At 71.5% G+C, this 26,248-nt stretch carries 22 protein-coding genes and 3 tRNA genes; 3 read left to right on the plus strand and 22 right to left on the minus strand.

Annotated features, from left to right (window positions below; all coding sequences use genetic code 11):
* Nucleotides 1–47: 47 nt before the first annotated feature.
* From rpoB to ACFWIC_RS12260, 10 genes are all read right to left on the minus strand, one after another.
* Nucleotides 48–3,524 carry a DNA-directed RNA polymerase subunit beta gene (rpoB, locus tag ACFWIC_RS12215; RefSeq protein ID WP_329885422.1) on the minus strand — a complete coding sequence of 1,159 codons (3,477 nt, stop codon included), beginning with the start codon at nt 3,522–3,524 and terminating at the stop codon, nt 48–50.
* Nucleotides 3,525–4,247: 723 nt separating this feature from the next.
* A complete protein-coding gene (gene rplL / locus ACFWIC_RS12220) occupies nt 4,248–4,631 on the minus strand; it encodes a 50S ribosomal protein L7/L12 (RefSeq protein WP_329885736.1) in 384 nt (127 codons plus the stop codon).
* A gap of 87 nt (nt 4,632–4,718) precedes the next feature.
* A complete protein-coding gene (gene rplJ / locus ACFWIC_RS12225) occupies nt 4,719–5,282 on the minus strand; it encodes a 50S ribosomal protein L10 (protein ID WP_329885423.1) in 564 nt (187 codons plus the stop codon).
* A gap of 444 nt (nt 5,283–5,726) precedes the next feature.
* Nucleotides 5,727–6,599 carry a hypothetical protein gene (locus ACFWIC_RS12230; RefSeq protein ID WP_380518067.1) on the minus strand — a complete coding sequence of 291 codons (873 nt, stop codon included), beginning with the start codon at nt 6,597–6,599 and terminating at the stop codon, nt 5,727–5,729.
* A gap of 117 nt (nt 6,600–6,716) precedes the next feature.
* A complete protein-coding gene (locus tag ACFWIC_RS12235; protein ID WP_380518070.1) occupies nt 6,717–7,604 on the minus strand; it encodes a hypothetical protein in 888 nt (295 codons plus the stop codon).
* Nucleotides 7,605–7,782: 178 nt separating this feature from the next.
* Complete coding sequence (gene rplA, locus ACFWIC_RS12240) at nt 7,783–8,505, minus strand: 50S ribosomal protein L1 (protein ID WP_329885426.1); 723 nt, start codon at nt 8,503–8,505, stop codon at nt 7,783–7,785.
* A 76-nt stretch (nt 8,506–8,581) separates the two neighbouring features.
* On the minus strand, nt 8,582–9,016 hold the full coding sequence (gene rplK / locus ACFWIC_RS12245; RefSeq protein WP_148644356.1) for a 50S ribosomal protein L11: 435 nt from the start codon (nt 9,014–9,016) through the stop codon (nt 8,582–8,584).
* Nucleotides 9,017–9,182: 166 nt separating this feature from the next.
* On the minus strand, nt 9,183–10,088 hold the full coding sequence (gene nusG / locus ACFWIC_RS12250; protein WP_380518073.1) for a transcription termination/antitermination protein NusG: 906 nt from the start codon (nt 10,086–10,088) through the stop codon (nt 9,183–9,185).
* A gap of 211 nt (nt 10,089–10,299) precedes the next feature.
* Entirely contained in the window at nt 10,300–10,632 is a 333-nt protein-coding gene (gene secE / locus ACFWIC_RS12255) for a preprotein translocase subunit SecE (protein ID WP_329885427.1), read from the minus strand.
* Nucleotides 10,633–10,782: 150 nt separating this feature from the next.
* A tRNA-Trp gene (locus ACFWIC_RS12260) sits at nt 10,783–10,855 on the minus strand.
* Nucleotides 10,856–11,081: 226 nt separating this feature from the next.
* Between ACFWIC_RS12260 and ACFWIC_RS12265 the strand changes: the two genes are divergently transcribed.
* Together ACFWIC_RS12265 and ACFWIC_RS12270 are read left to right on the plus strand one after the other, a co-directional pair.
* Complete coding sequence (locus ACFWIC_RS12265; RefSeq protein ID WP_380518076.1) at nt 11,082–12,329, plus strand: pyridoxal phosphate-dependent aminotransferase; 1,248 nt, start codon at nt 11,082–11,084, stop codon at nt 12,327–12,329.
* Nucleotides 12,330–12,423: 94 nt separating this feature from the next.
* Nucleotides 12,424–13,452 (plus strand): adenosine deaminase, encoded by a 1,029-nt coding sequence (locus ACFWIC_RS12270; protein ID WP_329885429.1) that lies wholly within the window; start codon nt 12,424–12,426, stop codon nt 13,450–13,452.
* A gap of 100 nt (nt 13,453–13,552) precedes the next feature.
* Here the strand turns inward: ACFWIC_RS12270 and ACFWIC_RS12275 are convergent, their stop codons facing one another.
* The 6 genes from ACFWIC_RS12275 to ACFWIC_RS12300 form a co-directional block, all read right to left on the minus strand.
* On the minus strand, nt 13,553–14,596 hold the full coding sequence (locus tag ACFWIC_RS12275) for a UDP-N-acetylmuramate dehydrogenase (RefSeq protein WP_380518214.1): 1,044 nt from the start codon (nt 14,594–14,596) through the stop codon (nt 13,553–13,555).
* Nucleotides 14,597–14,669: 73 nt separating this feature from the next.
* The gene (locus tag ACFWIC_RS12280) at nt 14,670–15,092 is read right to left on the minus strand and encodes a MaoC family dehydratase (protein ID WP_329885430.1); all 423 of its coding nucleotides are present in this window, start codon (nt 15,090–15,092) and stop codon (nt 14,670–14,672) included.
* 5 nt (nt 15,093–15,097) lie between these two features.
* Complete coding sequence (locus ACFWIC_RS12285; protein WP_329885431.1) at nt 15,098–15,559, minus strand: MaoC family dehydratase N-terminal domain-containing protein; 462 nt, start codon at nt 15,557–15,559, stop codon at nt 15,098–15,100.
* Nucleotides 15,560–15,675: 116 nt separating this feature from the next.
* Entirely contained in the window at nt 15,676–15,840 is a 165-nt protein-coding gene (gene rpmG, locus ACFWIC_RS12290; RefSeq protein ID WP_006604855.1) for a 50S ribosomal protein L33, read from the minus strand.
* A gap of 87 nt (nt 15,841–15,927) precedes the next feature.
* A tRNA-Met gene (locus tag ACFWIC_RS12295) sits at nt 15,928–16,000 on the minus strand.
* A 43-nt stretch (nt 16,001–16,043) separates the two neighbouring features.
* Nucleotides 16,044–16,116: transfer RNA gene (locus tag ACFWIC_RS12300), tRNA-Thr, on the minus strand.
* Between the two features lie 263 nt (nt 16,117–16,379).
* On the opposite strand from ACFWIC_RS12300, the gene ACFWIC_RS12305 reads away from it, so the two are divergent.
* On the plus strand, nt 16,380–17,651 hold the full coding sequence (locus ACFWIC_RS12305) for a hydrolase (RefSeq protein WP_329885432.1): 1,272 nt from the start codon (nt 16,380–16,382) through the stop codon (nt 17,649–17,651).
* 270 nt (nt 17,652–17,921) lie between these two features.
* Here the strand turns inward: ACFWIC_RS12305 and ACFWIC_RS12310 are convergent, their stop codons facing one another.
* The 6 genes from ACFWIC_RS12310 to kdpF all read right to left on the minus strand — a co-directional run bounded on the left by ACFWIC_RS12310 (nt 17,922) and on the right by kdpF (nt 25,955).
* Nucleotides 17,922–18,599 carry a response regulator gene (locus ACFWIC_RS12310; protein WP_380518080.1) on the minus strand — a complete coding sequence of 226 codons (678 nt, stop codon included), beginning with the start codon at nt 18,597–18,599 and terminating at the stop codon, nt 17,922–17,924.
* Nucleotides 18,596–21,196, minus strand: a complete 2,601-nt coding sequence (locus ACFWIC_RS12315) for a sensor histidine kinase KdpD (protein ID WP_329885434.1) — start codon at nt 21,194–21,196, stop codon at nt 18,596–18,598. Before ACFWIC_RS12315 ends, ACFWIC_RS12310 begins: the two co-directional genes overlap by 4 nt.
* Before the next feature lie 241 nt (nt 21,197–21,437).
* The gene (kdpC, locus tag ACFWIC_RS12320; RefSeq protein WP_380518083.1) at nt 21,438–22,070 is read right to left on the minus strand and encodes a K(+)-transporting ATPase subunit C; all 633 of its coding nucleotides are present in this window, start codon (nt 22,068–22,070) and stop codon (nt 21,438–21,440) included.
* Nucleotides 22,071–22,085: 15 nt separating this feature from the next.
* Nucleotides 22,086–24,203, minus strand: coding sequence for a potassium-transporting ATPase subunit KdpB (kdpB, locus tag ACFWIC_RS12325; protein ID WP_380518086.1), 2,118 nt, complete (start codon nt 24,201–24,203; stop codon nt 22,086–22,088).
* Nucleotides 24,203–25,864 (minus strand): potassium-transporting ATPase subunit KdpA, encoded by a 1,662-nt coding sequence (gene kdpA / locus ACFWIC_RS12330; protein ID WP_380518088.1) that lies wholly within the window; start codon nt 25,862–25,864, stop codon nt 24,203–24,205. The genes kdpB and kdpA overlap by 1 nt, the downstream gene beginning before the upstream one ends.
* Nucleotide 25,865: 1 nt before the next feature.
* Entirely contained in the window at nt 25,866–25,955 is a 90-nt protein-coding gene (gene kdpF, locus ACFWIC_RS12335) for a K(+)-transporting ATPase subunit F (protein ID WP_238863773.1), read from the minus strand.
* Between the last annotated feature and the right edge of the window lie 293 nt (nt 25,956–26,248).

Consider the following 26,248-nt stretch of genomic DNA (forward strand, 5'->3'; position numbering starts at 1 on the left):
GGGGCCTGGGGGCGGGCCGGCCCGTCACCGGGCCGGCCCAGCCTCCGTCAGACCTCTTCGACGCTGCTCGGCTCGCGCCGGGACAGGTCGATGCCGAGCTCCTCGGCGGCGCGGAACACGTCCTCGTCGGAGTCCCGCATCTCGATGGACTGGCCGTCCGAGGACAGCACCTCCACGTTGAGGCAGAGCGACTGCATTTCCTTGATGAGCACCTTGAAGGACTCGGGAATGCCGGGCTCGGGGATGTTCTCGCCCTTGACGATGGCCTCGTAGACCTTCACACGGCCGAGAACGTCGTCGGACTTGATGGTGAGGAGCTCCTGCAGCGCGTAGGCCGCGCCGTATGCCTCAAGGGCCCACACCTCCATCTCACCGAAGCGCTGACCACCGAACTGCGCCTTACCACCGAGCGGCTGCTGGGTGATCATCGAGTACGGGCCGGTCGAGCGGGCGTGGAGCTTGTCGTCGACCAGGTGGTGCAGCTTGAGGATGTACATGTAGCCGACCGAGACCGGCATCGGGAACGGCTCGCCGGAGCGGCCGTCGAACAGCCGGGCCTTGCCGGTGGAGTTCACCAGGCGCTCACCGTCACGGGTGAGGGTGGTGTTGTCCAGCAGGCCGGTGATCTCGTCCTCGCGGGCGCCGTCGAAGACCGGGGTGGCGAGGTTGGTGCCGCCCTCGACGGTGTCGGCGCCGATCGCCTGCAGGCGCTGGGCCCACTCGTCGGCGAGGCCGGAGACGTCCCAGCCCTGCTTGGCGAGCCACCCGAGGTGGATCTCCAGGACCTGTCCCGGGTTCATTCGGGACGGGACACCCAGCGGGTTGAGGATGATGTCGACCGGGGTGCCGTCCTCCAGGAACGGCATGTCCTCGACCGGCAGGATCTTCGAGATGACGCCCTTGTTGCCGTGACGGCCGGCGAGCTTGTCACCGTTGGTGATCTTGCGCTTCTGGGCCACGTAGACGCGGACCAGCTGGTTGACGCCCGGGGGCAGCTCGTCGCCCTCTTCGCGGTCGAAGACGCGGACGCCGATGACCTTGCCGGACTCACCGTGCGGCACCTTCAGCGAGGTGTCGCGGACCTCACGGGCCTTCTCACCGAAGATCGCGCGGAGCAGGCGCTCCTCCGGGGTCAGCTCGGTCTCACCCTTCGGGGTGACCTTGCCGACCAGGATGTCGCCGGTGACGACGTCGGCGCCGATGCGGATGATGCCGCGCTCGTCGAGGTCGGCGAGGACCTCCTCGGAGACGTTCGGGATGTCCCGGGTGATCTCCTCGGGGCCGAGCTTGGTGTCACGGGCGTCGACCTCGTGCTCCTCGATGTGGATCGAGGAGAGGACGTCGTCCTGCACGAGGCGCTGCGACAGGATGATCGCGTCCTCGTAGTTGTGACCCTCCCACGACATGAACGCCACGAGCAGGTTCTTGCCGAGGGCCATCTCGCCCTCGTCGGTGCACGGGCCGTCGGCCAGCACCTGGTTGGCCTCGACCCGGGCGCCCTCGTCCACGAGCACCTTCTGGTTGAAGGCGGTGCCCTGGTTGGAGCGGGTGAACTTGGCGGCGCGGTACGTGGTGTACGTGCCGTCGTCGTTGGCCACGGTGACGTAGTCGGCCGAGACCTCCTGGACGACACCCGGCTTCTCGGCCGTGATGACGTCCGCGGCGTCGACGGCGCAGCGGTACTCCATGCCGGTGCCGACCAGCGGGGCCTCGCTCTTCAGCAGCGGCACCGCCTGGCGCATCATGTTCGAGCCCATGAGCGCGCGGTTGGCGTCGTCGTGCTCGAGGAACGGGATCATGGCGGTCGCGACCGACACCATCTGGCGCGGCGAGACGTCCATGTAGTCGATCTCGGTGCCCGGGATGTAGTCGATCTCGCCGCCACGGCGGCGGACCAGGACACGCGGCTCGGCGAAGGTCAGCTCCGCCGTCAGCGGGGCGTTGGCCTGCGCGATGACGTAGCGGTCCTCCTCGTCGGCCGTGAGGTAGTCGACCTGCTCGGTGACGACACCCTCGATGACCTTGCGGTACGGGGTCTCGATGAAACCGAACGCGTTGACCCGGCCGTACGAGGCCAGCGACCCGATCAGACCGATGTTCGGGCCTTCCGGGGTCTCGATCGGACACATGCGGCCGTAGTGCGAGGGGTGCACGTCACGGACCTCGAAGCCGGCGCGCTCACGGGAGAGACCACCGGGGCCGAGGGCGGACAGACGGCGCTTGTGGGTCAGGCCCGACAGCGGGTTCGTCTGGTCCATGAACTGCGACAGCTGGCTGGTGCCGAAGAACTCCTTGATGGAGGCGACGACCGGCCGGATGTTGATCAGGGTCTGCGGCGTGATCGCCTCGACGTCCTGGGTGGTCATGCGCTCACGCACGACGCGCTCCATACGGGCGAGACCCGTACGGACCTGGTTCTGGATGAGCTCGCCCACGTTGCGCAGGCGGCGGTTGCCGAAGTGGTCGATGTCGTCGACCTCGACCACGATGTCGCGGCCGGTCTCGTCACTCCACTCGACCTCGCCGGCGTGCAGCTTCACCAGGTACTTGATCGCACCGATGATGTCGGGCTCGGTGAGCACGCCGGAGTCCAGCGACTCGGCGTTGCCCAGCTTCCGGTTGACCTTGTACCGGCCGACCTTGGCGAGGTCGTAGCGCTTCGGGTTGAAGTAGAGGTTCTCCAGAAGCGTCTGCGCGGCCTCGCGGGTCGGCGGCTCGCCCGGACGCAGCTTGCGGTAGATGTCCAGCAGCGCGTCGTCCTGGCCCTGGGTGTGGTCCTTCTCCAGGGTGGCGCGCATCGACTCGTACTCGCCGAACTCCTCGAGAATCATCTCGTTGGTCCAGCCGAGCGCCTTGAGCAGCACGGTGACGGACTGCTTGCGCTTGCGGTCGATGCGGACACCGACCATGTCGCGCTTGTCGATCTCCATCTCCAGCCAGGCACCACGCGAGGGGATGACCTTGCAGGAGTAGATGTCCTTGTCGGACACCTTGTCCAGGGTGGAGTCGAAGTACACGCCCGGGGAGCGGACCAGCTGCGACACGACGACACGCTCGGTGCCGTTGATCACGAACGTGCCCTTGTGGGTCATGAGCGGGAAGTCGCCCATGAAGACCGTCTGAGACTTGATCTCACCGGTCTCGTTGTTGGTGAACTCGGCCGTGACGAAGAGCGGGGCCGCGAACGTGAAGTCGCGGTCCTTGCACTCGTCAATCGAGTTCTTGGGCGGCTCGAAACGGTGGTCGCGGAAGGTCAGCGACATCGACCCGCTGAAGTCCTCGATCGGGGAGATCTCCTCGAAGATCTCCTCCAGACCGGACTTCGTGGGGACGTCCTGACCACTCTCCAACGCCGCCTCGACCCGGGACTTCCAGGCCGCATTGCCGAGCAGCCAGTCAAAGCTCTCGGTCTGCAGGGCGAGGAGGTTAGGTACCTCGAGGGGCTCCTTGATCTTCGCGAACGAGACGCGGAGCGGGGCGGTGGATGCGGCGGAATTGTTCGAGGCGTTGCGCGGCGCGGCCAAGAGGGGGGTCCTTCCGAGGGCTCGGAGCTCACTACGCGCGTACCAGCCGGGCCTGGCTGGGCTTGGTCCCGCCTCCTCGCCGCCGGCCTCCGCCCGGGAGTGAATCCCAGGTCAGAGCCGCTTTGCGGAGGCGATGCCAGACCCCTTCAGGGCAACGCATACTCCGGGCGACGAGTCACGGAGCAGCTAACAGGCAGCGCAAAGGGACAGTGTAGCCAATGGCGACACTGCTGTCCAGCTCTGATTCGGAGACCGAATCGGAGACTCCTCCCGGTTGCCGTCGGACGCGAACGCCCGACGGGTACTGCATCGGCCCGGACTTGCCGGGCCCAGGACTCACGTGGAGTCACTTCCCGCCGGAGCCACTGGTTATGCATCCAGCGGCGGACCAACCGGGTCGGACTCGCGCCTTGAGAATCGCGCGACCCGTCCGGTTCGTCAAGGGCCCGCCTCCGGCTGCGGACCTCGACCCGTCCATCGGCCGTGGGCCCCCCGGCGTTACAGAAGCCGTGGTGGGAGCGTCAGGCGATGACAGCGATCACCATACCCGCCCGCACCGACAGTGCCGAGTGGACGTTCGGCCACTCCGGTGTACGACCCGTCCGGCCGGCCCTCCGCGGGCCTGTGGGCCCGTCCTGGGCCGGGAACGCGAAAAGGCCGGGCCGACCACCCGTAAGGGTGATCGGCCCGGCCTCAGGCCCCCTCAGAGGAGGGGGCGCGAGATCACTTGACGGTGACCTTGGCGCCGGCACCCTCAAGGGCGGCCTTGGCCTTCTCGGCAACGTCCTTGGCAACCTTCTCCAGGACCTTGGCACCAGCGGTGTCAACGAGGTCCTTGGCCTCCTTCAGGCCGAGGGAGGTCAGGGTGCGCACCTCCTTGATGACCTGGATCTTCTTGTCGCCGGCACCCTCGAGGATGACGTCGAACTCGTCCTGCTCCTCGACGACCTCGGCCGGGACGGCCGGGCCGGCGATGCCGACGGCGACCGGGGCGGCGGCGGTGACGTCGAACTTCGCCTCGAACGCCTTGACGAACTCGGCCAGCTCGATGAGGGTCAGGTTCTCGAACTGCGCGAGCAGCTCGTCCTGGGACAGCTTCGCCATGATTGGCGTCCTTCCACTAAATCGGCAGGTGGTGCCGGATGTACGGGTTGGCGGGCGTACGGGCCCGCAGCGAGGCGTGAGCCTGCCGAACTACTCGGCGGCCTCGTCCTCGGCGGCGGGAGCCGGCGTACCGGCACCGCCCTGCTCGACCTTGTCGCGCAGCGCGTCCACCGTGCGGACGAGCTTCGACGGCAGGGCCTGGAAGAGCGCGGCAGCCTGGGACTGCTTGGCCTTCAGGGCACCCGCCAGCTTGGCGAGCAGCACCTCGCGGGACTCGAGGTCCGCGAGCTTCTTGATCTCGTCGGCGGTCAGCGCCTTACCGTCAAGGACACCGCCCTTGATGACGAGAGCGGGGTTGTCCTTGGCGAAGTCACGCAGAGCCTTCGCCGACTCCACCGGGTCACCGGTGACGAAGGCGACAGCCGTCGGACCGGCGAACAGGTCGTCGAGCTCCGTGATCCCGACCTCGTTGGCCGCGATCTTGGTCAGCGTGTTCTTCACCACGGCGTACTGGGCGTTCTCGCCCAGCGAGCGACGCAGGGTCTTAACCTGCTTCACCGTGAGACCGCGGTACTCGGTCAGCACCGCCGCGTTCGAGCCACGGAAAAGCTCCGTGATCTCGGCGACGGCAGCAGCCTTGTCGGGCCTAGCCATAGGCTTACGCCTCCTTCCGTGATGTCGAAGTCCGGCCGACCGCGAAAGTCGACCATTCAGCCGTGGACCACTGGACGGAAGGGATCCCCCTGCGGAAAATGCAGAAGAGCCCCGGTGCGCAGGCGCACGGGGCTCAGTACGACCTCGACGGACGTGTGCACGAGGCGCACGGGCCGGAAGTCCAAGCTCCAAACAATCCTGCGCGGGCTGCCTGCGCGTGAAGCGCAGATCCTTCGGTCGCGCGGTCCCTCGCGGGCCCACGGCGACAACCAGCGGTCTTTGGCTTCCGCCACAGTAGCGGGACGCCGCCGCCCGGGGCAAATCGCCCATCTGCCCGAAGCCGCAGGCCGGCCCGGGGCCGGCGGTCCCGCGGCGCGAAAGCCCTCGGCCCAAGGCCCTTCGGCTCAACGGCTCAACGGCTCAACGGCTCAACGGCTCAACGGCTCAACGGCTCAACGGCGAGATGCTCCGGATGCCCACGTCCACCGTGTCCGCCTCCGCCGGCGCCTGCACCGAGAGCGCCCCGCCCGGATCGGTGTAGAGCACCGAGTCGTCCACCCGGCCGCTCTCCCCGGCGCCGGTCCGCTGCAGCCGGACCAGCTGGTCCTTGTCGTTCAGCCAGAGGTCCAGGGTGAGCGAGGCCGAGCCACCGGGCGCCAGCGCGGCCCGGAGGCCGTCCCGGCGGGCCTGGCCGAGCTGGGTCTGGGCCGCCGCGTAGCGCGCGGCGTCGGTGACGGCCCGGTAGTGCTCGACCGTGGAGTCCTCGAACTTCTCCTCGCCGACGTACTGCACGGTGACGCCGTCGGCGGTCGCGGCGGCCAGCGCCACCACCGGGTTGAGCAGGTCGATCAGCCCCGCGTACGGGACCTCCCGGTGCCCGTCCGGGCCGGGCGCCACGGCGAACCGCTCCCAGTGCCGCCCGCCCTGCCGGGCCGCGGTGGCCGCGTCCCCGCCCTGGTAGGCGACGGTGTCCACGACGATCAGCTGCTCGGCCTCGGCCGGGGTGGACCGCTTGACCTGGAGCGCGGTCTTCGGCTGCCAGAACAGCGGGCCCGAGCCGGCGTCCGCCCCCAGGCGGTAGCTCACCTTGGCCCGGCGGGCGGTCTGCATGGCCAGCTGGGCGGAGAGCAGCACGCCGTGCGGCGAGCGGTCGGTCGGCTTGGCCGGCCAGGTCGGCGAGGCACTGCTCGGGGTCGGGGTCGCGGCGCCGGAAGCGGACGGACCCGGCGCCGGGCCGCCGGACCCGCTGCAACCGGTCAGGCCGCCCGCCAGCACCGCGACGGCCACCGCCGCCGCCAGCCGCTGCCGCACCGCCATCCCCGTCTCCCCTTCGTACCGTTCCCGCCCCGGCGGCCGCGCTCCCTGGCCGCCCTCTCCCCGCCACCTTGCCACCCGGCGCCCGCGCGCCCGGCGGCGCCCCCCTGCGACGCGGCGTCAGCCGACCGGGACGGCCGCCGGAGCGGAGCCCGGAGCAGGCCCCGGAACCGGTTCCGGACCCGACGGCTGCACGGCCGACGGCCCCGCCCCCGGCTCGGCGGAGCCCGACTCCGCGCCCGGCTCGACCGGCTCGGCGACCTCCGTCGTGGTCACCACCGCCCCGGCGGTGCCCTGGAAGGTGGACCGCACCCGGAGCAGCCGGTCCCCCGGAGCCACCCAGAAGTCGTAGCCGACGCCGGTGACCCCGCGCTGCCGGTGGTACCCGACCACCGCGGCCAGCCGCTCGGGGCCCAGCCCCTCGTCGGCGGCGAAGAAGTCCTCGACCGACGCGGTGCCCCGGTAGTGGGCGACGGTCCCGCCGTTCAGCTGTTCGCCGCCGAGGGAGCTGAGCTTGCCCGCCAGCGCCATCGAGTGCATCTGCCCGCCGGGGTTGGAGACCAGGCCGGTCATCCACCCGCCGGCCCAGCCGCCCCGGCCGGCGGCGCTCGCGCGGGAGTCCAGCGACTCGGCGTCGGCCCGCTCGGCGCGCTTCGGCGCCGCGCCCGGGTACCCGAGGTCCAGGACGCCGTCCCGGCCGCTCAGCCGGCCGGTGCCCAGCTCGTCGGTCACGGTCAGGTCGGCCGCGTCGTGGGCGCCCCAGGAGACCGTCCCGCTCGCGCTCCGCCGCCCGGCCGGTCCCTCCTCGACCAGCTGGACCCGCGCGCCGCCGACGTCGTCCAGCCGCTGGGCGGCCGACAGCAGCACCTCCCGGGGCGGCCGGACGGTGGGTCGGCCGCTGTCCGGAGTGCGTTCCCCGGAGACGGCCAGCACACTGCACGCGGTGAGACCGGCGGCGAGCAGGAGGAGGGCCGCGCCCTTGACGGCGGGGCGGGGGGCGGACGGCACGGCACACTCCGGCGGTCGGGCTGGGATGCGGCCCCGGTCGGGGCGCGTGATCGGTCCGGCCGAGCGTACGACGGACCGCGCAACAGTTCCCCACTGGCGGGATCTCGATCGGGAAACGACGGCGGGCCCGCACCCCCGGCGAAGGGGTGCGGGCCCGCCGTACGGACTACGGCTGCGATCAGAGCGCGGCCGGGTCCTCCTCGACGAGGAGGTTCCGGGTGCGGTTCGGGTCCACGAGGATGCCGGGGCCGATCGTGGTGGAGAGCGCGGTCTTCTTGATGTACCGGCCCTTGGCGGCGGACGGCTTGGCGCGGAGCACCTCGTCCAGCGCGGCGGCGTAGTTCTCGACCAGCTGCTCGTCGGTGAAGGAGACCTTACCGATGATGAAGTGCAGGTTCGAGTGCTTGTCGACGCGGAACTCGATCTTGCCGCCCTTGATCTCGTTCACGGCCTTGGCCACGTCCGGGGTCACGGTGCCGGTCTTCGGGTTCGGCATCAGGCCACGGGGACCGAGCACGCGGCCGAGGCGGCCGACCTTGCCCATGAGGTCCGGGGTGGCGACGACGGCGTCGAAGTCGAGGCGGCCCTTGGCGACCTCGTCGATGAGCTCGTCGGAACCGACGATGTCGGCGCCCGCAGCACGCGCGGCCTCGGCACGCTCGCCGGTCGCGAAGACCAGGACCCGAGCGGTCTTACCGGTGCCGTGCGGGAGGATCACGGTGCTGCGGACCATCTGGTCCGCCTTGCGCGGGTCGACGCCCAGACGCATGGCGACCTCGACGGTGCCGTCGAACTTGGTGGTGCTGGTCGCCTTGGCGAGGCGGATGGCCTCGAGGGGGGCGTAAAGGCGGTCGCGGTCGACCTGAGCGTCCGCGGCCTTCAGAGCCTTGCTGCGCTTCACTGCTGCTCCTGAATGGGGAATGGAGTCGTGGTATGTGCGGGCCGCGCAGGCCCTACCACATGGACGAGAAGGGTGATCAGCCCTCGACCGTGATGCCCATCGACCGGGCGGTGCCGGCGATGATCTTCGACGCGGCGTCCAGGTCGTTGGCGTTCAGGTCGGGGAGCTTGACCGTGGCGATCTCGCGGACCTGGGCGGCCGTGAGCTTGGCGACCTTGGTCTTGTGCGGCTCGGCAGAGCCCTTGTCGACACCCGCAGCCTTCAGGATGAGGCGCGCGGCCGGCGGCGTCTTCGTGATGAAGGTGAAGGAACGGTCGTCGTAGACCGTGATCTCCACCGGCACGATCATGCCGCGCTGCGACTCGGTCGCAGCGTTGTAGGCCTTGCAGAACTCCATGATGTTGACGCCGTGCTGGCCCAGCGCGGGGCCGACCGGCGGCGCCGGGTTGGCCGCACCGGCGTTGATCTGGAGCTTGATAAGCCCCGTGACCTTCTTCTTCTTGGGAGGCATGTCTCTCCGGGTCCTTCCGAGAGGTGATTGCTGGTGTGTGCGGAACCGGGGCGACACCCAGTCGCCAGCACACACATCGGACCAGGCTAACGCCTCGGCGTCGCTGGACCAAAACGGATTCGGGGCAGGGCCGTCGGCCCTGCCCCGAATCCGCGGACGGTTGGGACTAGTTCTTCTGGATCTGGTCGAAGGAGAGCTCGACCGGGGTCTCCCGGCCGAAGATCTCCACCAGACCCTTGACCTTCTTCGAGTCGGGGTTGATCTCGTTGATGGTCGCCTGCAGGGTGGCGAACGGACCGTCGGTGACGGTGACCGAGTCGCCGACCTCGAAGTCGAGGACCTGGATCTCGCTGGGCTTGACCGGGGAGGGCTTGCCGGCCTCCTTGGCCGCCTGGCGCTCGACGTCCGGGGCGAGCATCTTGACGACCTCGTCCAGCGTCAGCGGGTACGGGTCGTAGGCGTTGCCGACGAAGCCGGTGACGCCGGGGGTGTTGCGCACGACGCCCCAGGACTCCGGGGTGAGGTCCATGCGCACCAGGACGTAGCCGGGGAGCTTGTTCTGGCGGATGGTCTTGCGGTCGCCGTTCTTGATCTGGACGACCTCCTCCTGCGGCACCTCGGCCTGGAAGATGTACTCCTCGACGTTGAGCGAGACGGCGCGCTGCTCCAGGTTCTGCTTCACCCGGTTCTCGTAGCCGGCGTAGGTGTGGATCACGTACCACTCGCCCGGCATGAACCGCAGGTCCTCGCGGAACTTGGCGACCGGGTCGACCTCGACGGCCTCCTCGGCCTCGTCCTCGGCCTCGGTCTCGTCCTCGGTCCCGGCCTCGGCTGCGGCCTCGGTCTCCTCGGCGAGCTCCTCGTCGGACTCCTCGTGCAGCGCGGCCTCCTCGGCCGGCTCGCCGGCCTCGACCTCGTCGTGCGCCTCGGCCTCGTCCTCGTCGCCGTCCGCGGCGTCCACGATCTGCTCGGCGGCCTCGACGTCGTCAGCCAGCTCGGCCGCGTCCAGCTCGGCGGCGACATCCGCCTCGCGGACGGTCTCGTCGGCGTCGTACAGGGGGGAGTCAGACACGGTGGCTGCTTCTTTCCTGGAGATGGTGAAGGTGGCGCGCTCCGTGGCGTTCCCGGTGCCGGTCCGCTCTCGCGGGCGCCGGAAGTTCGCCTCGGAGACTTCAACAGTACCGAGTCAACGGTAGCGGCCCCGTACCTCCGACGCAGACAGCTCGACCCGGGCCGAGGACCGGCCCGGGTCGGGAAGCTGTTTCAAAGGTGTGGCGGTTCCGTCAGCCGAAGATCCAGAGGGCCAGCTTGGAGAAGCCGTAGTCGAGACCGGAGACGAACGCCATCACGATCACGACGAACACGACCACGACCGTGGTGTAGTTCACCAGCTGGCTGCGGGTCGGCCAGACGACCTTGCGCAGCTCGGCGATGATCTGCCGGTAGAACAGCGCGAGCCGGGCGAAGGGGCCCTTCTTGCCGCGCTTGCCCGACTTCTTCTCGCCAGAGCGCTTGCGGCGGGACTCGCCCTCCGCAGGCGTGGTCTCGGCAGCGCCGTCGGCCCCCTCGGGGTTGCCGCTCTCAGGCGTTGCGGTGGAGCCCGTGGTCTCCGTCACTCGTCCTCACCTGAATCCGGGTCCTGCCGAGCATCACCTGCGTACCCGGGTAGGGCACGAGCGGCCGGCTAAAGCGGTGCTGTTCGGTGCCCTCTCCGCATCAAGCCCGCTCGCTCTTTGGAGCGAACGGGCTGAGTACGGATCAAGCAGCAGGGCAAGAGGGACTTGAACCCCCAACCGCCGGTTTTGGAGACCGGTGCTCTACCAATTGAGCTATTGCCCTACGGAGCTTTTCGGCTCCAGTAGCGACCACCAACCTACCGCATCTCCCGCCGCCCCAGGTACAGGTGGCGAGCGTTCCGGTCGGCTCGGTGTCCGTCGAGCAGTGAGTGTACGTGGTCGGGGGGTGTTTGGTCGAACCTCTTCTTTCCGGGCCGCCATGTGGACGGCCCCGTACATATCGTGAAACCGCCATGCCCGGGCCGTGTGCCGTCTGCGACCATGCAGGCATGAGCGCTTCCACCCCGCAGCCCGACAGTTCCGTCCGCCCCGCCGACCGGCGCGTCTCCGCCCGGATCGGCGCGATCGCCGAGTCCGCCACGCTCGCCGTCGACGCCAAGGCCAAGGCCCTGAAGGCGGCCGGCCGTCCGGTCATCGGCTTCGGCGCCGGCGAGCCGGACTTCCCGACCCCGGACTACATCGTCGAGACGGCCGTCGAGGCCTGCCGTGACCCGAAGAACCACCGCTACACCCCGGCCGGCGGACTGCCGGAGCTGAAGGAGGCGATCGCCGCCAAGACGCTCCGTGACTCGGGCTACCAGGTGGACGCCTCCCAGGTGCTGGTCACCAACGGCGGCAAGCAGGCGATCTACGAGGCGTTCGCGGCGATCCTCGACCCGGGCGACGAGGTCATCGTCCCGGCCCCGTACTGGACCACCTACCCGGAGTCGATCCAGCTGGCCGGCGGCGTGCCGGTGGAGGTCGTGACCGACGAGACCACCGGCTACAAGGTCTCGGTCGAGCAGCTGGAGGCCGCGCGCACCGAGAACACCAAGGTGGTGCTCTTCGTCTCCCCGTCCAACCCGACCGGCGCGGTGTACACCCGGGCCGAGGCCGAGGCGATCGGCCGCTGGGCGCTGGAGCACGGCCTCTGGGTGCTCACCGACGAGATCTACGAGCACCTGGTCTACGGCGACGCGGAGTTCACCTCGCTGCCGGCCCTGCTGCCGGAGCTCGCCGACAAGACCGTCGTGGTCAACGGTGTCGCCAAGACCTACGCCATGACCGGCTGGCGGGTGGGCTGGGTGATCGGCCCCAAGGACGTCGTCAAGGCCGCGACCAACCTGCAGTCGCACGCCACCTCGAACGTCTCCAACGTCGCCCAGCGGGCCGCGCTCGCCGCCGTCTCCGGCGACCTCTCGGCCGTGCACGAGATGCGCACCGCCTTCGACCGCCGCCGCCGGACCATCGTGCGGCTGCTCAACGAGATCGACGGCGTGGTCTGCCCCGAGCCCGAGGGCGCCTTCTACGTCTACCCGTCCGTCAAGGGCCTGCTGGGCAAGGAGATCCGCGGCAAGCGCCCGCAGACCTCCGGCGAGCTGGCCGCCCTGATCCTCGACGAGGCCGAGGTCGCGGTCGTCCCCGGCGAGGCCTTCGGCACCCCGGGCTACCTGCGCCTCTCCTACGCGCTGGGCGACGCCGACCTGGCCGAGGGCGTCGGCCGGATCCAGAAGCTGCTCGCCGAGGCCCACGACTGACGGCACCGGCTCCCGGCCCGCCCCCTTTTCACCCCTTCGGGGGATGTGAAGGGGGCGGTTCCCGTCCGGGCCCTCCGTACGGCAGGATTCGTGAATGGAACGCCTGCTGAACCCGCGAGACGTCAGGGACCTGCCCAAGGCCCACCTGCACCTGCACTTCACCGGCTCGATGCGCCCGGCCACCCTGCTGGAACTGGCCGACAGGCACGGCGTCCGGCTGCCGGAGGCGCTCAGCTCCGACCAGCCGCCGAGCCTGCGGGCCACCGACGAACGCGGCTGGTTCCGCTTCCAGCGCCTCTACGACACCGCCCGCTCGGTGCTCCGTGACGAGGACGACATCCGCCGCCTGGTCCGGGAGACCGCCGAGGACGAGCGGCGGGACGGCTCGCGCTGGCTGGAGATCCAGGTCGACCCGACCTCGTACGCGCCCCGGCTCGGCGGGCTGATCCCCGCCCTGGAGCTGATCCTGGACGCCGTCGAGCAGGCCGCCGCGGCCACCGGGGTCGGTATCCGGGTCCTGGTCGCGGCCAACCGGATGAAGTCCCCGATGGACGCCCGGACCCTGGCCCGGCTCGCCGTCCGGTACGCCGACCGGGGCGTGGTCGGCTTCGGCCTCTCCAACGACGAGCGGCGCGGCCTGGCCCGCGACTTCGACCGGGCCTTCGACATCGCCCGCAAGGGCGGGCTGCTCGCGGCCCCGCACGGCGGCGAACTCGCCGGACCGGAGTCGGTCCGCGACTGCCTGGACGACCTGGGCGCCGGCCGGATCGGCCACGGGGTCCGGGCCGCCGAGGACGACCGGCTGATGCAACGGCTGGCGGACCGCCAGGTCACCTGCGAGGTCTGCCCGTCCTCCAACGTCTCGCTCGGCGTCTACGAGCGGCCCGAGGACGTCCCGCTGCGACGGCTGTTCGACGCCGGGGTGCCGCTGGCGCTCGGCGCCGACGACCCGCTGCTGTTCGGCAGCCGGCTGGCCGACCAGTACGGCCTGGCCCGCGACGTCCTGGGCTTCTCCGACGCCGAACTGGCCGAACTGGCGCGCCAGTCGGTGCGCGGTTCGTGCGCGCCGGAGAGCGTGCGGAAGGAACTGCTCGCGGACGTCGACGCCTGGCTGGCGGGCTGAGTCAGCCCGGGGAGTCGTCCCGGGGAGTCATCCCGGAGCTCCTCGGGAGTCGCCCCGGAGCCTCTCCGGGATTCACCCCGCGATCCCCCGGGGAGGGGCCTCAGAGGGTGACGCCGACCATCACCGGCTCGTTCACCAGCTCCACCCCGAAGGCGGCGCGCACGCCGTCCCGGATCTCCCGGGCCAGCACCAGCAGGTCCTCGGTGGTGGCGGCCCCCCGGTTGGTGAGCGCCAGGGTGTGTTTGGTGGAGAGGGTCGCCGGGCCGCTGCCGTAGCCCTTGCCGAACCCGGCCCTGTCGATCAGCCAGGCCGCCGAGGTCTTGGTGCGGCCGTCCGGCGCCGGGTAGGCGGGGGCGGTCAGCTCGCGCTCGGCGGCCAGTGCCAGGAACACGGCGTACTGCTCGGGGTCCAGCACCGGGTTGGTGAAGAAGGAGCCCGCCGACCAGGTGTCGTGGTCCGCCGGGTCCAGCACCATGCCCTTGCCGGAGCGCAGGCCCAGCACCGCCTCGTACGCCTCGCGCAGTCCGACCCGCTCGTCCTGGGCCACCCCGAAGTGCTTGGCGACCTCGGCGTAGCGGACGGGGGTGGACCGCCCGCCGGCGTCCTCCAGCGCGAAGCGGACCCGCAGCACCACGTAGCGGTCGGGCTCGGCCTTGAAGCGGCTGTGCCGGTAGGAGAAGCCGCACTCGGCGCCGGTGAGGGCGAGCACCTCGCCGGACCGGCGGTCGTACGCGACCACCTCGGTGATCGTCTGGGCCACCTCCTGGCCGTAGGCCCCGACGTTCTGCACCGGGGTGGCCCCGGCCGAGCCGGGGATGCCGGCCAGGAACTCGACGCCGGCCAGCCCGTGGTCGACCGTCCGGGCCACCGCGTCGGCCCAGACCTCACCGGCGGCCAGCTCCAGTGCGGTGCCGTCCAGCGCGAAGCCGGTGGTGGCGATCCGCAGCACCGTGCCGGCGAAGCCGGCGTCGCCGATCACCAGGTTGGAGCCGCCGCCGAGGACCAGCAGCGGCTCGCCCTCCGCGTCGGCCGCGCGGACGGCCGAGACCACCTCGTCGTCGGTGTGCGCGGTCACCAGGCGGCGGGCCGGGCCGCCGAGCCGGAGGGTGGTCAGCGGGGCGAGGGGGGCGTCGAGTTCTTCCAGCACGCCCCCCAGCGTACGGGGCCCCCGTACGCACCCCGCCCGTTCGGGCCGGAGGGTCGGGCCGGCCGGAGGATCAGGCCAGCCGGACGACGGCCCGGGACATGCCCAGCACCTTCTGGCCGCCGTAGGTCGCCACCAGGTCGACCTGGACCCTGCGGTCGTCCAGCAGCTTGGCCACCTTGCCGGTGACCTCGATCACGGAGCCGACCCCGTCGTTGGGCACCGGCACCGGACGGGTGAAGCGGACGCCGTACTCGACCACCGCGGCCGGGTCGCCGACCCAGTCGGTGACCACCCGGATCGCCTCGGCCATGGTGAACATGCCGTGCGCGATGACGTCGGGCAGGCCGACCTCCAGGGCGAACTTCTCGTTCCAGTGGATCGGGTTGAAGTCGCCCGAGGCTCCGGCGTACTGCACCAGTGTGGCGCGGGTCACCGGGAAGGACTGCGCGGGCAGCTCGGTGCCGGCCTCGACCTCGTCGTAGCTGATCGCCATCGGGCTCACTCCCCCGTCTTCTCGTCGGCGGCCCGGGCCACCAGCGTCATGACCGACGTCACCACGTGCTCGCCGGTCTCGTCCGACACCTCGCCACGCACGGTGAGGACGTCGTTGCCCGCCAGTGACTTGATGTTGTCGATGGCGACCTCGACGGTCAGCCGGTCACCGGCCCGGACCGGGCGGGTGTAGACGAACTTCTGGTCCCCGTGCACGACCCGGCTGTAGTCCAGGCCCAGCTCGGGGTCCTGGACCACCTGGGCGGCGGCCCGGAAGGTGAGCATGAACGGGAAGGTCGGCGGGGCGATCACGTCCGGGTGACCGAACGCCTTGGCCGCCTCCTGGTCGGTGTACGCCGGGTTGGCGTCGCCCACGGCGGCGGCGAACTCGCGGATCTTCTCCCGGCCGACCTCGTACGGCTCGGTGGGCGGGTACGTCCGCCCGATGAAGGAGGGGTCGAGTGCCACGGGCAACTCCTCGGAAGCGCGTTGGATGACAAAAAAACTCCGGACCGCAACCCAATGAGGATTGCGGCCCGGAGTCGTAGACCTGGTTCACACAGGCCCGGTGCCCTGCAACAGGGTCAACGGGTCTCGCGGTGCGCGGTGTGCGAGTTGCAGCGGGGGCAGTGCTTCTTCATCTCAAGACGGTCCGGGTCGTTACGCCGGTTCTTCTTGGTGATGTAGTTCCGCTCCTTGCACTCCACGCAGGCCAGCGTGATCTTCGGGCGGACATCGGTGGCAGCCACGGGAGTGCCTTCCTTGTACAACAATGAATGAGAACAAAGACAAGAGTAGCCGACCGGGAGTGCGATCTCCCGACCGACTACGCGGAGTAGCGGTGACCGGACTTGAACCGGTGACACAGCGATTATGAGCCGCTTGCTCTACCAACTGAGCTACACCGCCACGGTGATCCTGAACACGGCCGAAGCCGGTCCTCTCTCACCAGAGCCCCCATGCGGAATCGAACCGCAGACCTTCTCCTTACCATGGAGACGCTCTACCGACTGAGCTATAGGGGCGAACGAGGAAGAGATTACACGTTCCGCGCCCAGAGGTGAAATCCGTATCCCGCCGCGAAGTCCGCAGGTGGACGGCCTGCACTGGCGAGCGATCGAAGGCAGCGCGTTCGACCGGCCCGGTCGGGCAGCGGCCCGACCCGATACGACTATTGCCCGCCTCCCTGCGCCCCGCCCCTGCCCGCCGTAGGCTCGTCGCTCATTGATCGGAACCGGGACGGGGCCGTGGACAGCGGGCCGGGCCGGCACGAAGAGGGAGCCGGGCGATGGACAGCGCAGCCGCCGACGGGCCGCAGCCCGGACCCGGCCCGGCGGCCAACCCGCTCGGGCACGGCCCCGTCCTGCTCCTCACCGACGCACGGCTGGCCGACGGCCGGGTGGTGGACGTCCGGATCAGCGGCGACCGGATCCAGGCCGTCGGCACCTCCGGCGGTCTCGGCCCGCTGCCGGCCCTGCCCGGCGCCCCCACCGTCACCACCGGCGCCCGGATCGACCTCCGCGGCTACCTGCTGCTGCCGGCCCCCGCCGAGGTGCACGCCCACTACGACGTCGCCTTCTCCGCCGCGCTGCCCGCCCCTCCGCCGGAGACGCCCTCCGACCTCACCCGGCGGGTCACCGAGGCCGCGCTCACCTCGCTCGGCTACGGCGCCACCGCCCAGCGCACCCACGTCCGGATCGGCGACGTGCACGGGCTGCGCCGGCTGGAGGCGGTGCTCACCGCCCGCCAGGCGCTGCGCGGCCTCGCCGATCTGCAGGCCGTCGCCATGCCCCGGCTGCTCACCGGCCGGGCCGGTGCGGACGGCCGGGCCCAGCTGCGGGACGCGCTCAAGCTGGGGGCCACCGCGGCCGGCGGCTGCCCCGAACTGGACCCGGACCCGGCGGGCTTCGTCCAGGTGCTGCTGGAGGCCGCCCGGGAGGCGGACTGCCCGGTGGACCTGCACACCACGGCCGCCGACCCGGGACAGCTGGCCCGGCTGGCCGGGGCGCTCGGACCGCTGCGGCCGCGGGTGGTGCTGGGGCCGTGCGGGTCGCTGGCGCCGGGCGCCTCGGCGGTGCTGGCCAGCAGCGGGGTCCGGGTGGTCTGCCTGCCGCAGAACGGCGGCTGCTCCGGTCTGGAGGGCCCGGCGGTCGGGCTGCGGCACTCGGTGCTGCGCGAGCTGGTGGAGGCGCGGGTGCCACTGGTGGCGGGCAGCGGCTCGCTGCGGGACGGCGCCAACCCGGTCGGTCGGGCCGATCCGCTGGAGGCCGCGTACCTGTTGGCGGCGGGCGGGGTGCTGAGCCCCGACGCGGCGTACGACACCGTGTCCAACCAGGCGCGGGCGGCGCTCGGGCTGCCTCCGGTGCGGGTGGACGCCGGCTTCCCGGCCGAGCTGCTGGCGGTCCGCGGCGACAGCCTGGCGGGGGCGCTGGCCGGCGGGCACAGCCGGCTGGTGGTGCACAGCGGACGCGTGGTCAGCCGGACCAGCGCGGTGCGGGAGTTCGCCGACACGGTGGCGCTGGCGCTGCCCCGGCAGTCGGGCAGCGCGGGCGGGGGGTGACCGGCCGCAGCGCGGGCGCCCGGGCAGGGGCGGTCGCCCTGCTCCGAACAGGCGGCAGGGGCGCGCAGTGTCGACCGCGCGCCCCTTCCCCCACCCTGGCCGCCGAGGCGGCGAAGCGGCCCCAGGCATCCCCCACATGGAGCGGGGCCGCTTCCTCACCGCTGACGCTACGCCCGCGAACCGCCCCCACCGCCCCCTCCTGACGCCCTCCTGACGCCCGGAGGTCCGCTCCTGACGGCTCGTTGACGCCGCCCGCGCACCGCGCGGGCCTCAGGGCTCGTACCGGTAGCCGATCCCGGGTTCGGTGATCAGGTGGCGCGGGCGCGCCGGATCGCGTTCCAGCTTGCGTCGCAGCCCCGCCAGGTAGACCCGCAGGTAGTTGCCGCGCAGCTCCCGGTCCGGCCCCCAGACCTCGCGCAGGATGCGCCGGCCCGGCACCAGCCGGCCCGGGCTGGCCAGCAGCAAGGCCAGGATCCGCCACTCGGTCGGGGTGAGCCGGACCGGACCGTCCGGACCGGTGACGGTGGTGGCGGCGAGGTCCACCGTGTGGTCGCCGACCAGCACCGGCACGGGCGCGGGCGGGCCGGCCCACGGGCGGCGCAGCACCGCCCGCAGCCGGGCCAGCAGCTCCTCCATCAGGAACGGCTTGGTGAGGTAGTCGTCGGCGCCGGCGTCCAGCGCGTTCACCTTGTCGGCGCCGCCCGAGCGGCCGGACAGCACGATGATCGGCACCGCGCTGCGGCTGCGCAGGCCCCGGATGACCTCCATGCCGTCCAGGTCGGGCAGGCCGAGGTCGAGCAGGACGGCGTCCGGGGCGGTGTGCGCGGCGCGGTCCAGCGCCTCACCGCCGGTGGCGGCGGTCCGCACGGCGTACTGCCGGGCGCTCAGGTTGATCCGCAGGGTCCGCAGCAGGGCGGGCTCGTCGTCGACGACCAGGATCTCGCTCATGCGGGGACCCCTCCCGGGTGCCGCTCCCCCGTGCCGGGCCCGGTCTCGTCCGGACGGCCCCCGTCGGGCCCGTACGGCCCCGCGGCGGGCAGGGTGAGCAGCATGGTGGTGCCGCCGCCGGGGGTGTCCTCGACCTCCAGGCTGCCGCCCATGGCCTCGGCGAGGCCGCGGGAGAGCGCGAGGCCCAGGCCGACGCCGGTGGTGTTGTCGGTGTCGCCGAGGCGCTGGAACGGCAGGAAGACCCGGTCGCGATCCTCGGGGGCGATGCCGGGGCCGCGGTCGATCACCCGGACCTCGACCCGGCCCCGGTGGTGGCTGGCGGCCACCAGGACCGGCGCGCCGGGCGCGTTGTGGCGCAGCGCGTTGGCGATCACGTTGGCGAGGACGCGTTCCAGCAGCGGCGGGTCGGCCAGGACCGGCGGCACGTTCTCCAGGTCCAGCGGCTGGACGGGCGCGTACGGGTCGGGCAGCGAGTCGAGGGCGCGCGGCAGGATCTCGTCGACGTGGGTCTCGGCGAGGTGCAGGGTGAGCGCGCCGGCCTGGAGGCGGCTCATGTCGAGCAGGTTGTCGACCAGCCGGGTGAGCTTGACCAGGGATTCGTCGGCGGTGGCCAGCAGTTCGGCCCGGTCCTCGGGCGAGAACTCGACGTCCGGGCTGCGCAGCGAGCCGACCGAGGCGAGCGCGGCGGCCAGCGGGGTGCGCAGGTCGTGGCTGACCGCGGCGAGCAGGGCGGTGCGCATCCGGTCGGCGGCCTTGATGGGTTCGACCTCGGCGGCGACCACCGCGAGCCGGTCGCGTTCCAGCGCGGCGGCGACGTGCGCGGCGAAGGCGGTGAGGACGCGCTGGTCGGCGGCGGGCAGCCGGCGTCCGGTGAGGACGAGGACGGCGTCGGCGCCGACCGGGACCTCGGTGGCCTCGGCCGGCTGTCCGGGTTCGGGCTCGCCCCCGCCGTCGCAGGCGGCCAGCACCTCGCCGCCGGTGCGCTCCAGCAGGGCGACGGCGTGCATGCCGAAGGCGGTGCGGGACTTCTCCAGCAGGGCGGGCAGGGCGTCGGCTCCGCGCAGCACGCTGCCGGCGAGGGTGGAGAGCGTCTCGGCCTCGGCGGTGGCCCGGGCGGCCCGGGCGGTGAGCCGGCCGGCGTGGTCGACCACCGTGGAGACGGTCAGCGCGACGGCGGCGAAGACGGTGAGGGCGATGATGTTGTTGGTCTCGCCGATGGTAAAGGCGTGGACGGGCGGGATGAAGAAGTAGTTGAGCAGCAGCGAGGCGACCACCGAGGCCACCAGCGCGGAGGTCGCCCCGCCGAGCAGGGCGACCACGACCACGCCGAGCTGGAAGATCAGCGCGTCGGTGGTGAGGTTGACGGTGTCGTGGGACTGCGAGAGTCCGGCGGTGATCAGCCAGGGCACCACCAGCCCGGCGAGGAAGCCGGTGACGGTGCGGCGCCTGGAGTGGCGGCGGCCGAGCGACGGCAGCCGGCCGCGGCCGGTGAACTCGTGGGTGACCATGTGGACGTCGATGTCCTCGGAGGCGTCCACGGTGGTCTCGCCGATTCCCGGGCCGGTCAGGAAGCGGGTGGTCCGGCCGCGCCGGCTGGTGCCGAGGACGAGCTGGGTGGCGTCGTGGGCCCGGGCGAAGGCGAGCAGCGCGGTGGGGATGTCGTCGCCCACCACCACGTGGTAGCTGCCGCCGAGGTTCTCGACGAGCTGCCGCTGTTGCGCGAGTTCCCCCGACGAGGCCCCCGCCAGGCCGTCGCTGCGGGTGACGTGGACGGCGAGCAGGTCGCCGCCGGCGGTGCGGTCGGCGATCCGGGCGGCGCGGCGGACCAGCGTCTCGCCCTCGGGGCCGCCGGTGAGGGCGACCACGACGCGCTCGCGGGCCTCCCAGACGCGGTCGATGTCGTGGCTGGCCCGGTAGTCGCGCAGGCCCTCGTCGACCCGCCCGGCCACCCAGAGCAGGGCGAGTTCGCGCAGGGCGGTGAGGTTCCCGACCCGGAAGTAGTGGGAGAGCGCGGCGTCCACCTTCTCCGCCTTGTAGACGTTGCCGTGGGCCATCCGCCGGCGCAGTGCCTGCGGGGCCATGTCGACGAGCTCGATCTGGTCGGCCCGGCGGACCACCTCGTCCGGGACGGTCTCGCGCTGCGGGATGCCGGTGATCTTCTGGACGACGTCGTTCAACGACTCCAGGTGCTGGACGTTGACGGTGGTGATGACGTCGATCCCGGCGTCCAGCAGCTCCTCGACGTCCTGCCAGCGCTTGGTGTGCCGGCCGCCGGGGACGTTGGTGTGGGCCAGCTCGTCGACCAGGACGACGGCGGGCCCGCGGGCGAGCACGCCGTCGAGGTCCATCTCCTCGAAGTCGCCTTCCCGGTAGGAGCGGTGGACCCGCGGGAGGACCTCCAGACCGGCGAGCATGGACTCGGTGTGCCGGCGGCCGTGGCACTCGATGTAGCCGACCACCACGTCCGCGCCGCGGTCCTGTCTGCGCCGCGCCTCGTCCAGCATCCGGTAGGTCTTGCCGACACCGGGGGCGGAGCCGAGGTAGACCCTCAGCCGGCCTCGGCGGTGGCCGGTGCCGGGAGCGAGGTCGCGGACCATGGGCGCTGCTCTTTCGTCTTCTGCGCACGAGGCGGCTTCTGGGGCGGGGGCGGGGGCGGAGGTCAGGGGCGAGGGGCGAGGGGCGAGGGTGGCCGGGGGCGGTCCCCGGAACGGGGCGGTTCCGGGGGCCGGGACGGACGGCGGCCGACCCGGGCGCGGGGCAGTGCCCCGGCCCGGGTCGGCCAGTCTCACAGGTCCGGCCGGTCGGCCGGCGCGCGTTGCGTCCGCACGCCCTCCGCGCTCACTTCTGCTGCGCCAGCGCGGCGTTGAGTCGGACCACGTTCACGCCCGGCTCCCCGAGGAAGCCCAGCGAGCGGCCCTCGGTGTACTTCTCGACCAGCTTCTTCAGCTGCTCGGGCGAGACGTTGCCACGGGCCTTGGCGACCCGGTCGACCTGCTGCTCGGCGTAGGCGACCGAGATGTGCGGGTCGAGGCCGGATCCGGAGGCGGTGACGGCGTCCACCGGGACGCTCGCCGGGTCGACGCCGTCGAACGCGGCGACGGCCCTGCGGCGCTCCTCGACCGTCGCGGTGAGGTCCTCGCTGGTGGGGCCCAGGTTGGAGGCGCCGGAGCTCTTCGGGTCGTGGCCGCCGGCGGAGGGCCGGGGCTGGAACCACCTCGGGTCCGGCAGCGCGACCTCGTCCGGGTCGTCCGGGTTCTGCTTGGGCAGGTCGTAGCTCTGCGCCAGCAGGCCGGAGCCGACCTCCTTGCCGTCGACCCTGACGATCGAGCCGTCGGCCTTGTCGGGGAAGGCGGCCTGGGCGATGCCGGTGACCAGCAGCGGGTAGGCGATACCGAGGATCACCGTCAACACCAGCAGCATCCGCAGGGCGGTGAGGTGCGTGCGCACGGTGGTGGGCAGGGGCTTGGACACGGGGGTTCTCCTCTCTCAGCTCAGGCCGGGGACGAACTGGACGACCAGGTCGATCAGTTTGATCCCGGCGAAGGGGACGACGAGCCCGCCGAGGCCGTAGACCCCGATGTTGCGACGCAGGAGCGAACTGGCGTCGGAGGGGCGGTACTTCACCCCGCGCAGGGCGAGCGGGATGAGGCCGACGATGACCAGGGCGTTGAAGACGATCGCCGAGGTGATCGCGGACTGCGGGCTGTGCAGGCCCATGATGTTGAGCTTGTCGAGGCCCGGGTACACCGACGCGAACATGGCCGGGATGATCGCGAAGTACTTCGCGACGTCGTTGGCGATCGAGAAGGTCGTGAGCGCGCCGCGGGTGATCAGGAGCTGCTTGCCGATCTCGACGATCTCGATCAGTTTGGTGGGGTTGGAGTCGAGGTCGACCATGTTGCCGGCCTCCTTGGCCGCCATGGTCCCGGTGTTCATCGCGACACCGACGTCGGCCTGGGCGAGGGCCGGGGCGTCGTTGGTGCCGTCGCCGGTCATCGCGACCAGCTTGCCGCCGGCCTGCTCCTTCTTGATCAGCGCCATCTTGTCCTCGGGGGTGGCCTCGGCGAGGAAGTCGTCCACGCCCGCCTCCTCCGCGATCGCCCGGGCGGTCAGCGGGTTGTCGCCCGTGATCATGACCGTCCTGATGCCCATCCGGCGCAGCTCGTCGAAGCGCTCCCGCATGCCCTCCTTGACCACGTCCTTGAGGTGGATCACGCCGAGGGCCTTCGGGGCCGCGGGGCCGGCCTTGGAGGCGACCAGCAGCGGGGTCCCGCCGGCGGCCGAGATGCCGTCGACCAGCTCGGCGACGTCACGGCCGACGGTGCCGCCGTTCTCGGTGACCCAGGTGGTGACCGATCCCGCCGCACCCTTGCGGACCCGGTGCGGACCGTCGGGCTCGTCGAGGTCGACGCCGGACATCCGGGTCTGGGCGGTGAACGGCACCCAGGTGGCGTGCGCCAACTCGCCCTGGGCGCGGGCGCGCAGGCCGTACCGCGTCTTGGCGAGGACGACGATCGAGCGGCCCTCGGGGGTCTCGTCGGCCAGCGAGGAGAGCTGCGCCGCGTCGGCCAGCTCCTCGACCGTGACGCCGGCGGCCGGGAGGAACTCGGCGGCCTGGCGGTTGCCGAGGGTGATGGTGCCGGTCTTGTCGAGCAGCAGGGTGTTGACGTCGCCGGCGGCCTCGACCGCGCGGCCGGACATCGCCAGCACGTTGCGCTGGACCAGCCGGTCCATGCCGGCGATGCCGATCGCGGAGAGCAGCGCGCCGATGGTGGTCGGGATGAGCGCCACGATCAGGGCGACCAGCACGATCATCGACTGCGGGGCGCCCGCGTAGGTGGCCATCGGCTGCAGGGTGACGACCGCGACCAGGAACACGATGGTCAGCGAGGCCAGCAGGATGTTGAGCGCGATCTCGTTCGGCGTCTTCTGCCGGGCGGCGCCCTCGACCAGGGCGATCATCCGGTCGATGAAGGTCTTTCCGGGTTCGGAGGAGATCTTCACCACGATCCGGTCGGAGAGCACCCTGGTGCCGCCGGTCACGGCGGAGCGGTCTCCGCCCGACTCGCGGATCACCGGCGCGGACTCGCCCGTGATCGCCGACTCGTCGACGCTCGCGACGCCCTCGACGACGTCCCCGTCACCGGGGATGATCTGGCCGGCCTCGACCACGACGTGGTCGCCCAGGCGCAGCGACGCACCGGGGACCTCCTCCTCGCCCCGGCCCGCGGGCCAGCCGGTGAGCCGCCGGGCCACGGTGTCGGTCCTGGTCCGGCGCAGGGTGTCCGCCTGCGCCTTGCCACGGCCCTCGGCGACGGCCTCGGCCAGGTTGGCGAAGACCGTGGTCAGCCAGAGCCAGACGGTGATCGACCAGGCGAACACCGACGGGTCGGCTATCGCGCAGACCGTGGTGACGACGGAGCCGACCTCGACCACGAACATGACGGGGTTCTTGACCATCACGCGCGGGTCGAGCTTCTTCACCGCGTCCGGCAGGGCGGCGAGGAGCACCTTCGGGTCGAGCAGGCCGCCGGCCGCTCTGTGCGGCGCCTCGGCGGGCGCCTCCGGCCGGGGGGCCGGCTTCTCGGTCAGGGTGGAGGACATCAGGAGAGACCTTCCGCGATCGGCCCGAGAGCCAGGGCCGGGAAGTAGGTGAGGCCGACGACGATCAGGACGACGCCCGACAGCAGGCCCACGAACAGCGGCTTGTGGGTGGGCAGGGTGCCCGGGGTGGCGGGGACCGGCTGCTGCTGTGCGAGCGCGCCGGCCAGGGCCAGGACGAAGACCATCGGCAGGAACCGGCCGAACACCATGGCCAGGCCGATCGCGGTGTCGTACCAGTCGGTGTTGACCGTGATGCCGGCGAACGCCGAGCCGTTGTTGTTCGCGCCCGAGGTGAACGCGTACAGCACCTCGGAGAAGCCGTGGGCACCCGAGTTGAGCATCCCGGCCCGCTGACCCGGCAGCGCCATCGCCACACCCGTACCGACCAGCACGAGCGTCGGCGTGGTCAGGATGTACAGGGAGGCGAACTTCATCTCCCGCCCGCCGAGCTTCTTGCCCAGGTACTCCGGGGTGCGCCCGACCATGAGACCGGCCACGAACACCGCGACGATCGCCAGCACCAGCATCCCGTACAGGCCCGAGCCCACACCGCCGGGCGCGATCTCGCCCAGCATCATGTTGAACATCGTCAACCCGCCGCCGAACGCCGAGTACGAGTCGTGGAACGAGTTCACCGCACCGGTCGAGGTCAGCGTCGTCGACGCCGCGAACAGACCGGACGCCGCGATACCGAACCGCTGCTCCTTGCCCTCCAGAGCCCCGCCGGCCGCCTGCATCGCCGAACCGGCGTGCTGCGACTCGGAGAAGGTGATCAGCGCCACCGACGCCGCCCAGAACAGACCCATCACCGCGACGATCGCGTAGCCCTGCCGGTGGTCCCCGACCATCCGGCCGAAGGCCCGCGGCAACGCGAACGGGATCAGGAGGATCAGGAAGATCTCCAGGAAGTTGCTCAGACCCGTCGGGTTCTCGAACGGGTGCGCCGAGTTGGCGTTGAAGAAGCCGCCGCCGTTGGTGCCCAGCAGCTTGATGACCTCCTGCGAGGCCACCGGCCCGCCCGGGACCGACTGCGGATCGCCGACCAGCGCGGCCACCTCGTGGAAGCCGTGGAAGTTCTGCACCACCCCGGTCGCCGCCAGCACCAGGGCGAAGACGACCGCGACCGGCAGCAGCAGGCGCAGGCTGATCCGGGTCAGGTCGACCCAGAAGTTGCCGACCCGGTCCGTCCGGTTGCGGGTGAAGCCCCGGATCAGGGTGGCGACGACGGCGATGCCGACGGCCGCGGAGACGAAGTTCTGCACCGCCAGACCCGCCATCTGGGCCACGTGCCCCATCGCGGCCTCGCCGCTGTAGGACTGCCAGTTGGTGTTGGCGACGAACGAGATCGCGGTGTTCCACGCCTGGTGGCCCGGCATCTGCTCGACGCCGAGGTTCAGCAGGAGGTGGCCCTGGAGGCGGATCAGGCCGTAGAGGAAGAGGACCGAGACGGCCGAGAAGGCCAGCACCGAGCGCAGGTACACCGACCAGCGCTGGTCGGCGTCCGGGGCCACGCCGATCACCTTGTACAGGCCGCGCTCGGCTCTGAGGTGCCGGGAGGTGGTGAGGATCCGGGCGATGTAGTCGCCCAGGGGCCGGTAGCACAGGGCCAGTGCGCCCACCAGGGCGAGGACCTGCAGCCAGCCCGCGAGAGTGGAGCTCATGTCAGAACTTCTCCGGGTAGATCAGCGCCACGACGAGGTAGCCGACGAGGGCGACGGCCACGATGAGACCTGCGACGTTCTCGGCGCTCACAGCTTCTCCACCCCCCGCGCGATCAGGGCGATGACGGCGAACACGGCGACCGTGACACCGACGTAGATGAGATCGGACATGGGCTCCACCACAGTGGTTCGGAGGTGGCCGCGGCCTGCGTAGAAGGGGCGGGGCGCGGCACCGGCGGCGGGCCGGCTACGCCAGCCAACCGCCCTCACGGTGCGTCAACGGCGTTCTTGACGCCCTCCATACGGCGTACGTTCGATTGTTGACGGGCTCCATACGGGCCCGGGGGCGGCGGGGCCGGGGCTCCGTGCGTCCGGGGTCGCAGC

The organism is Kitasatospora sp. NPDC127035 (genome assembly GCF_042726075.1).
In the GTDB taxonomy this organism is placed as follows: Bacteria; Actinomycetota; Actinomycetes; order Streptomycetales; family Streptomycetaceae; genus Kitasatospora.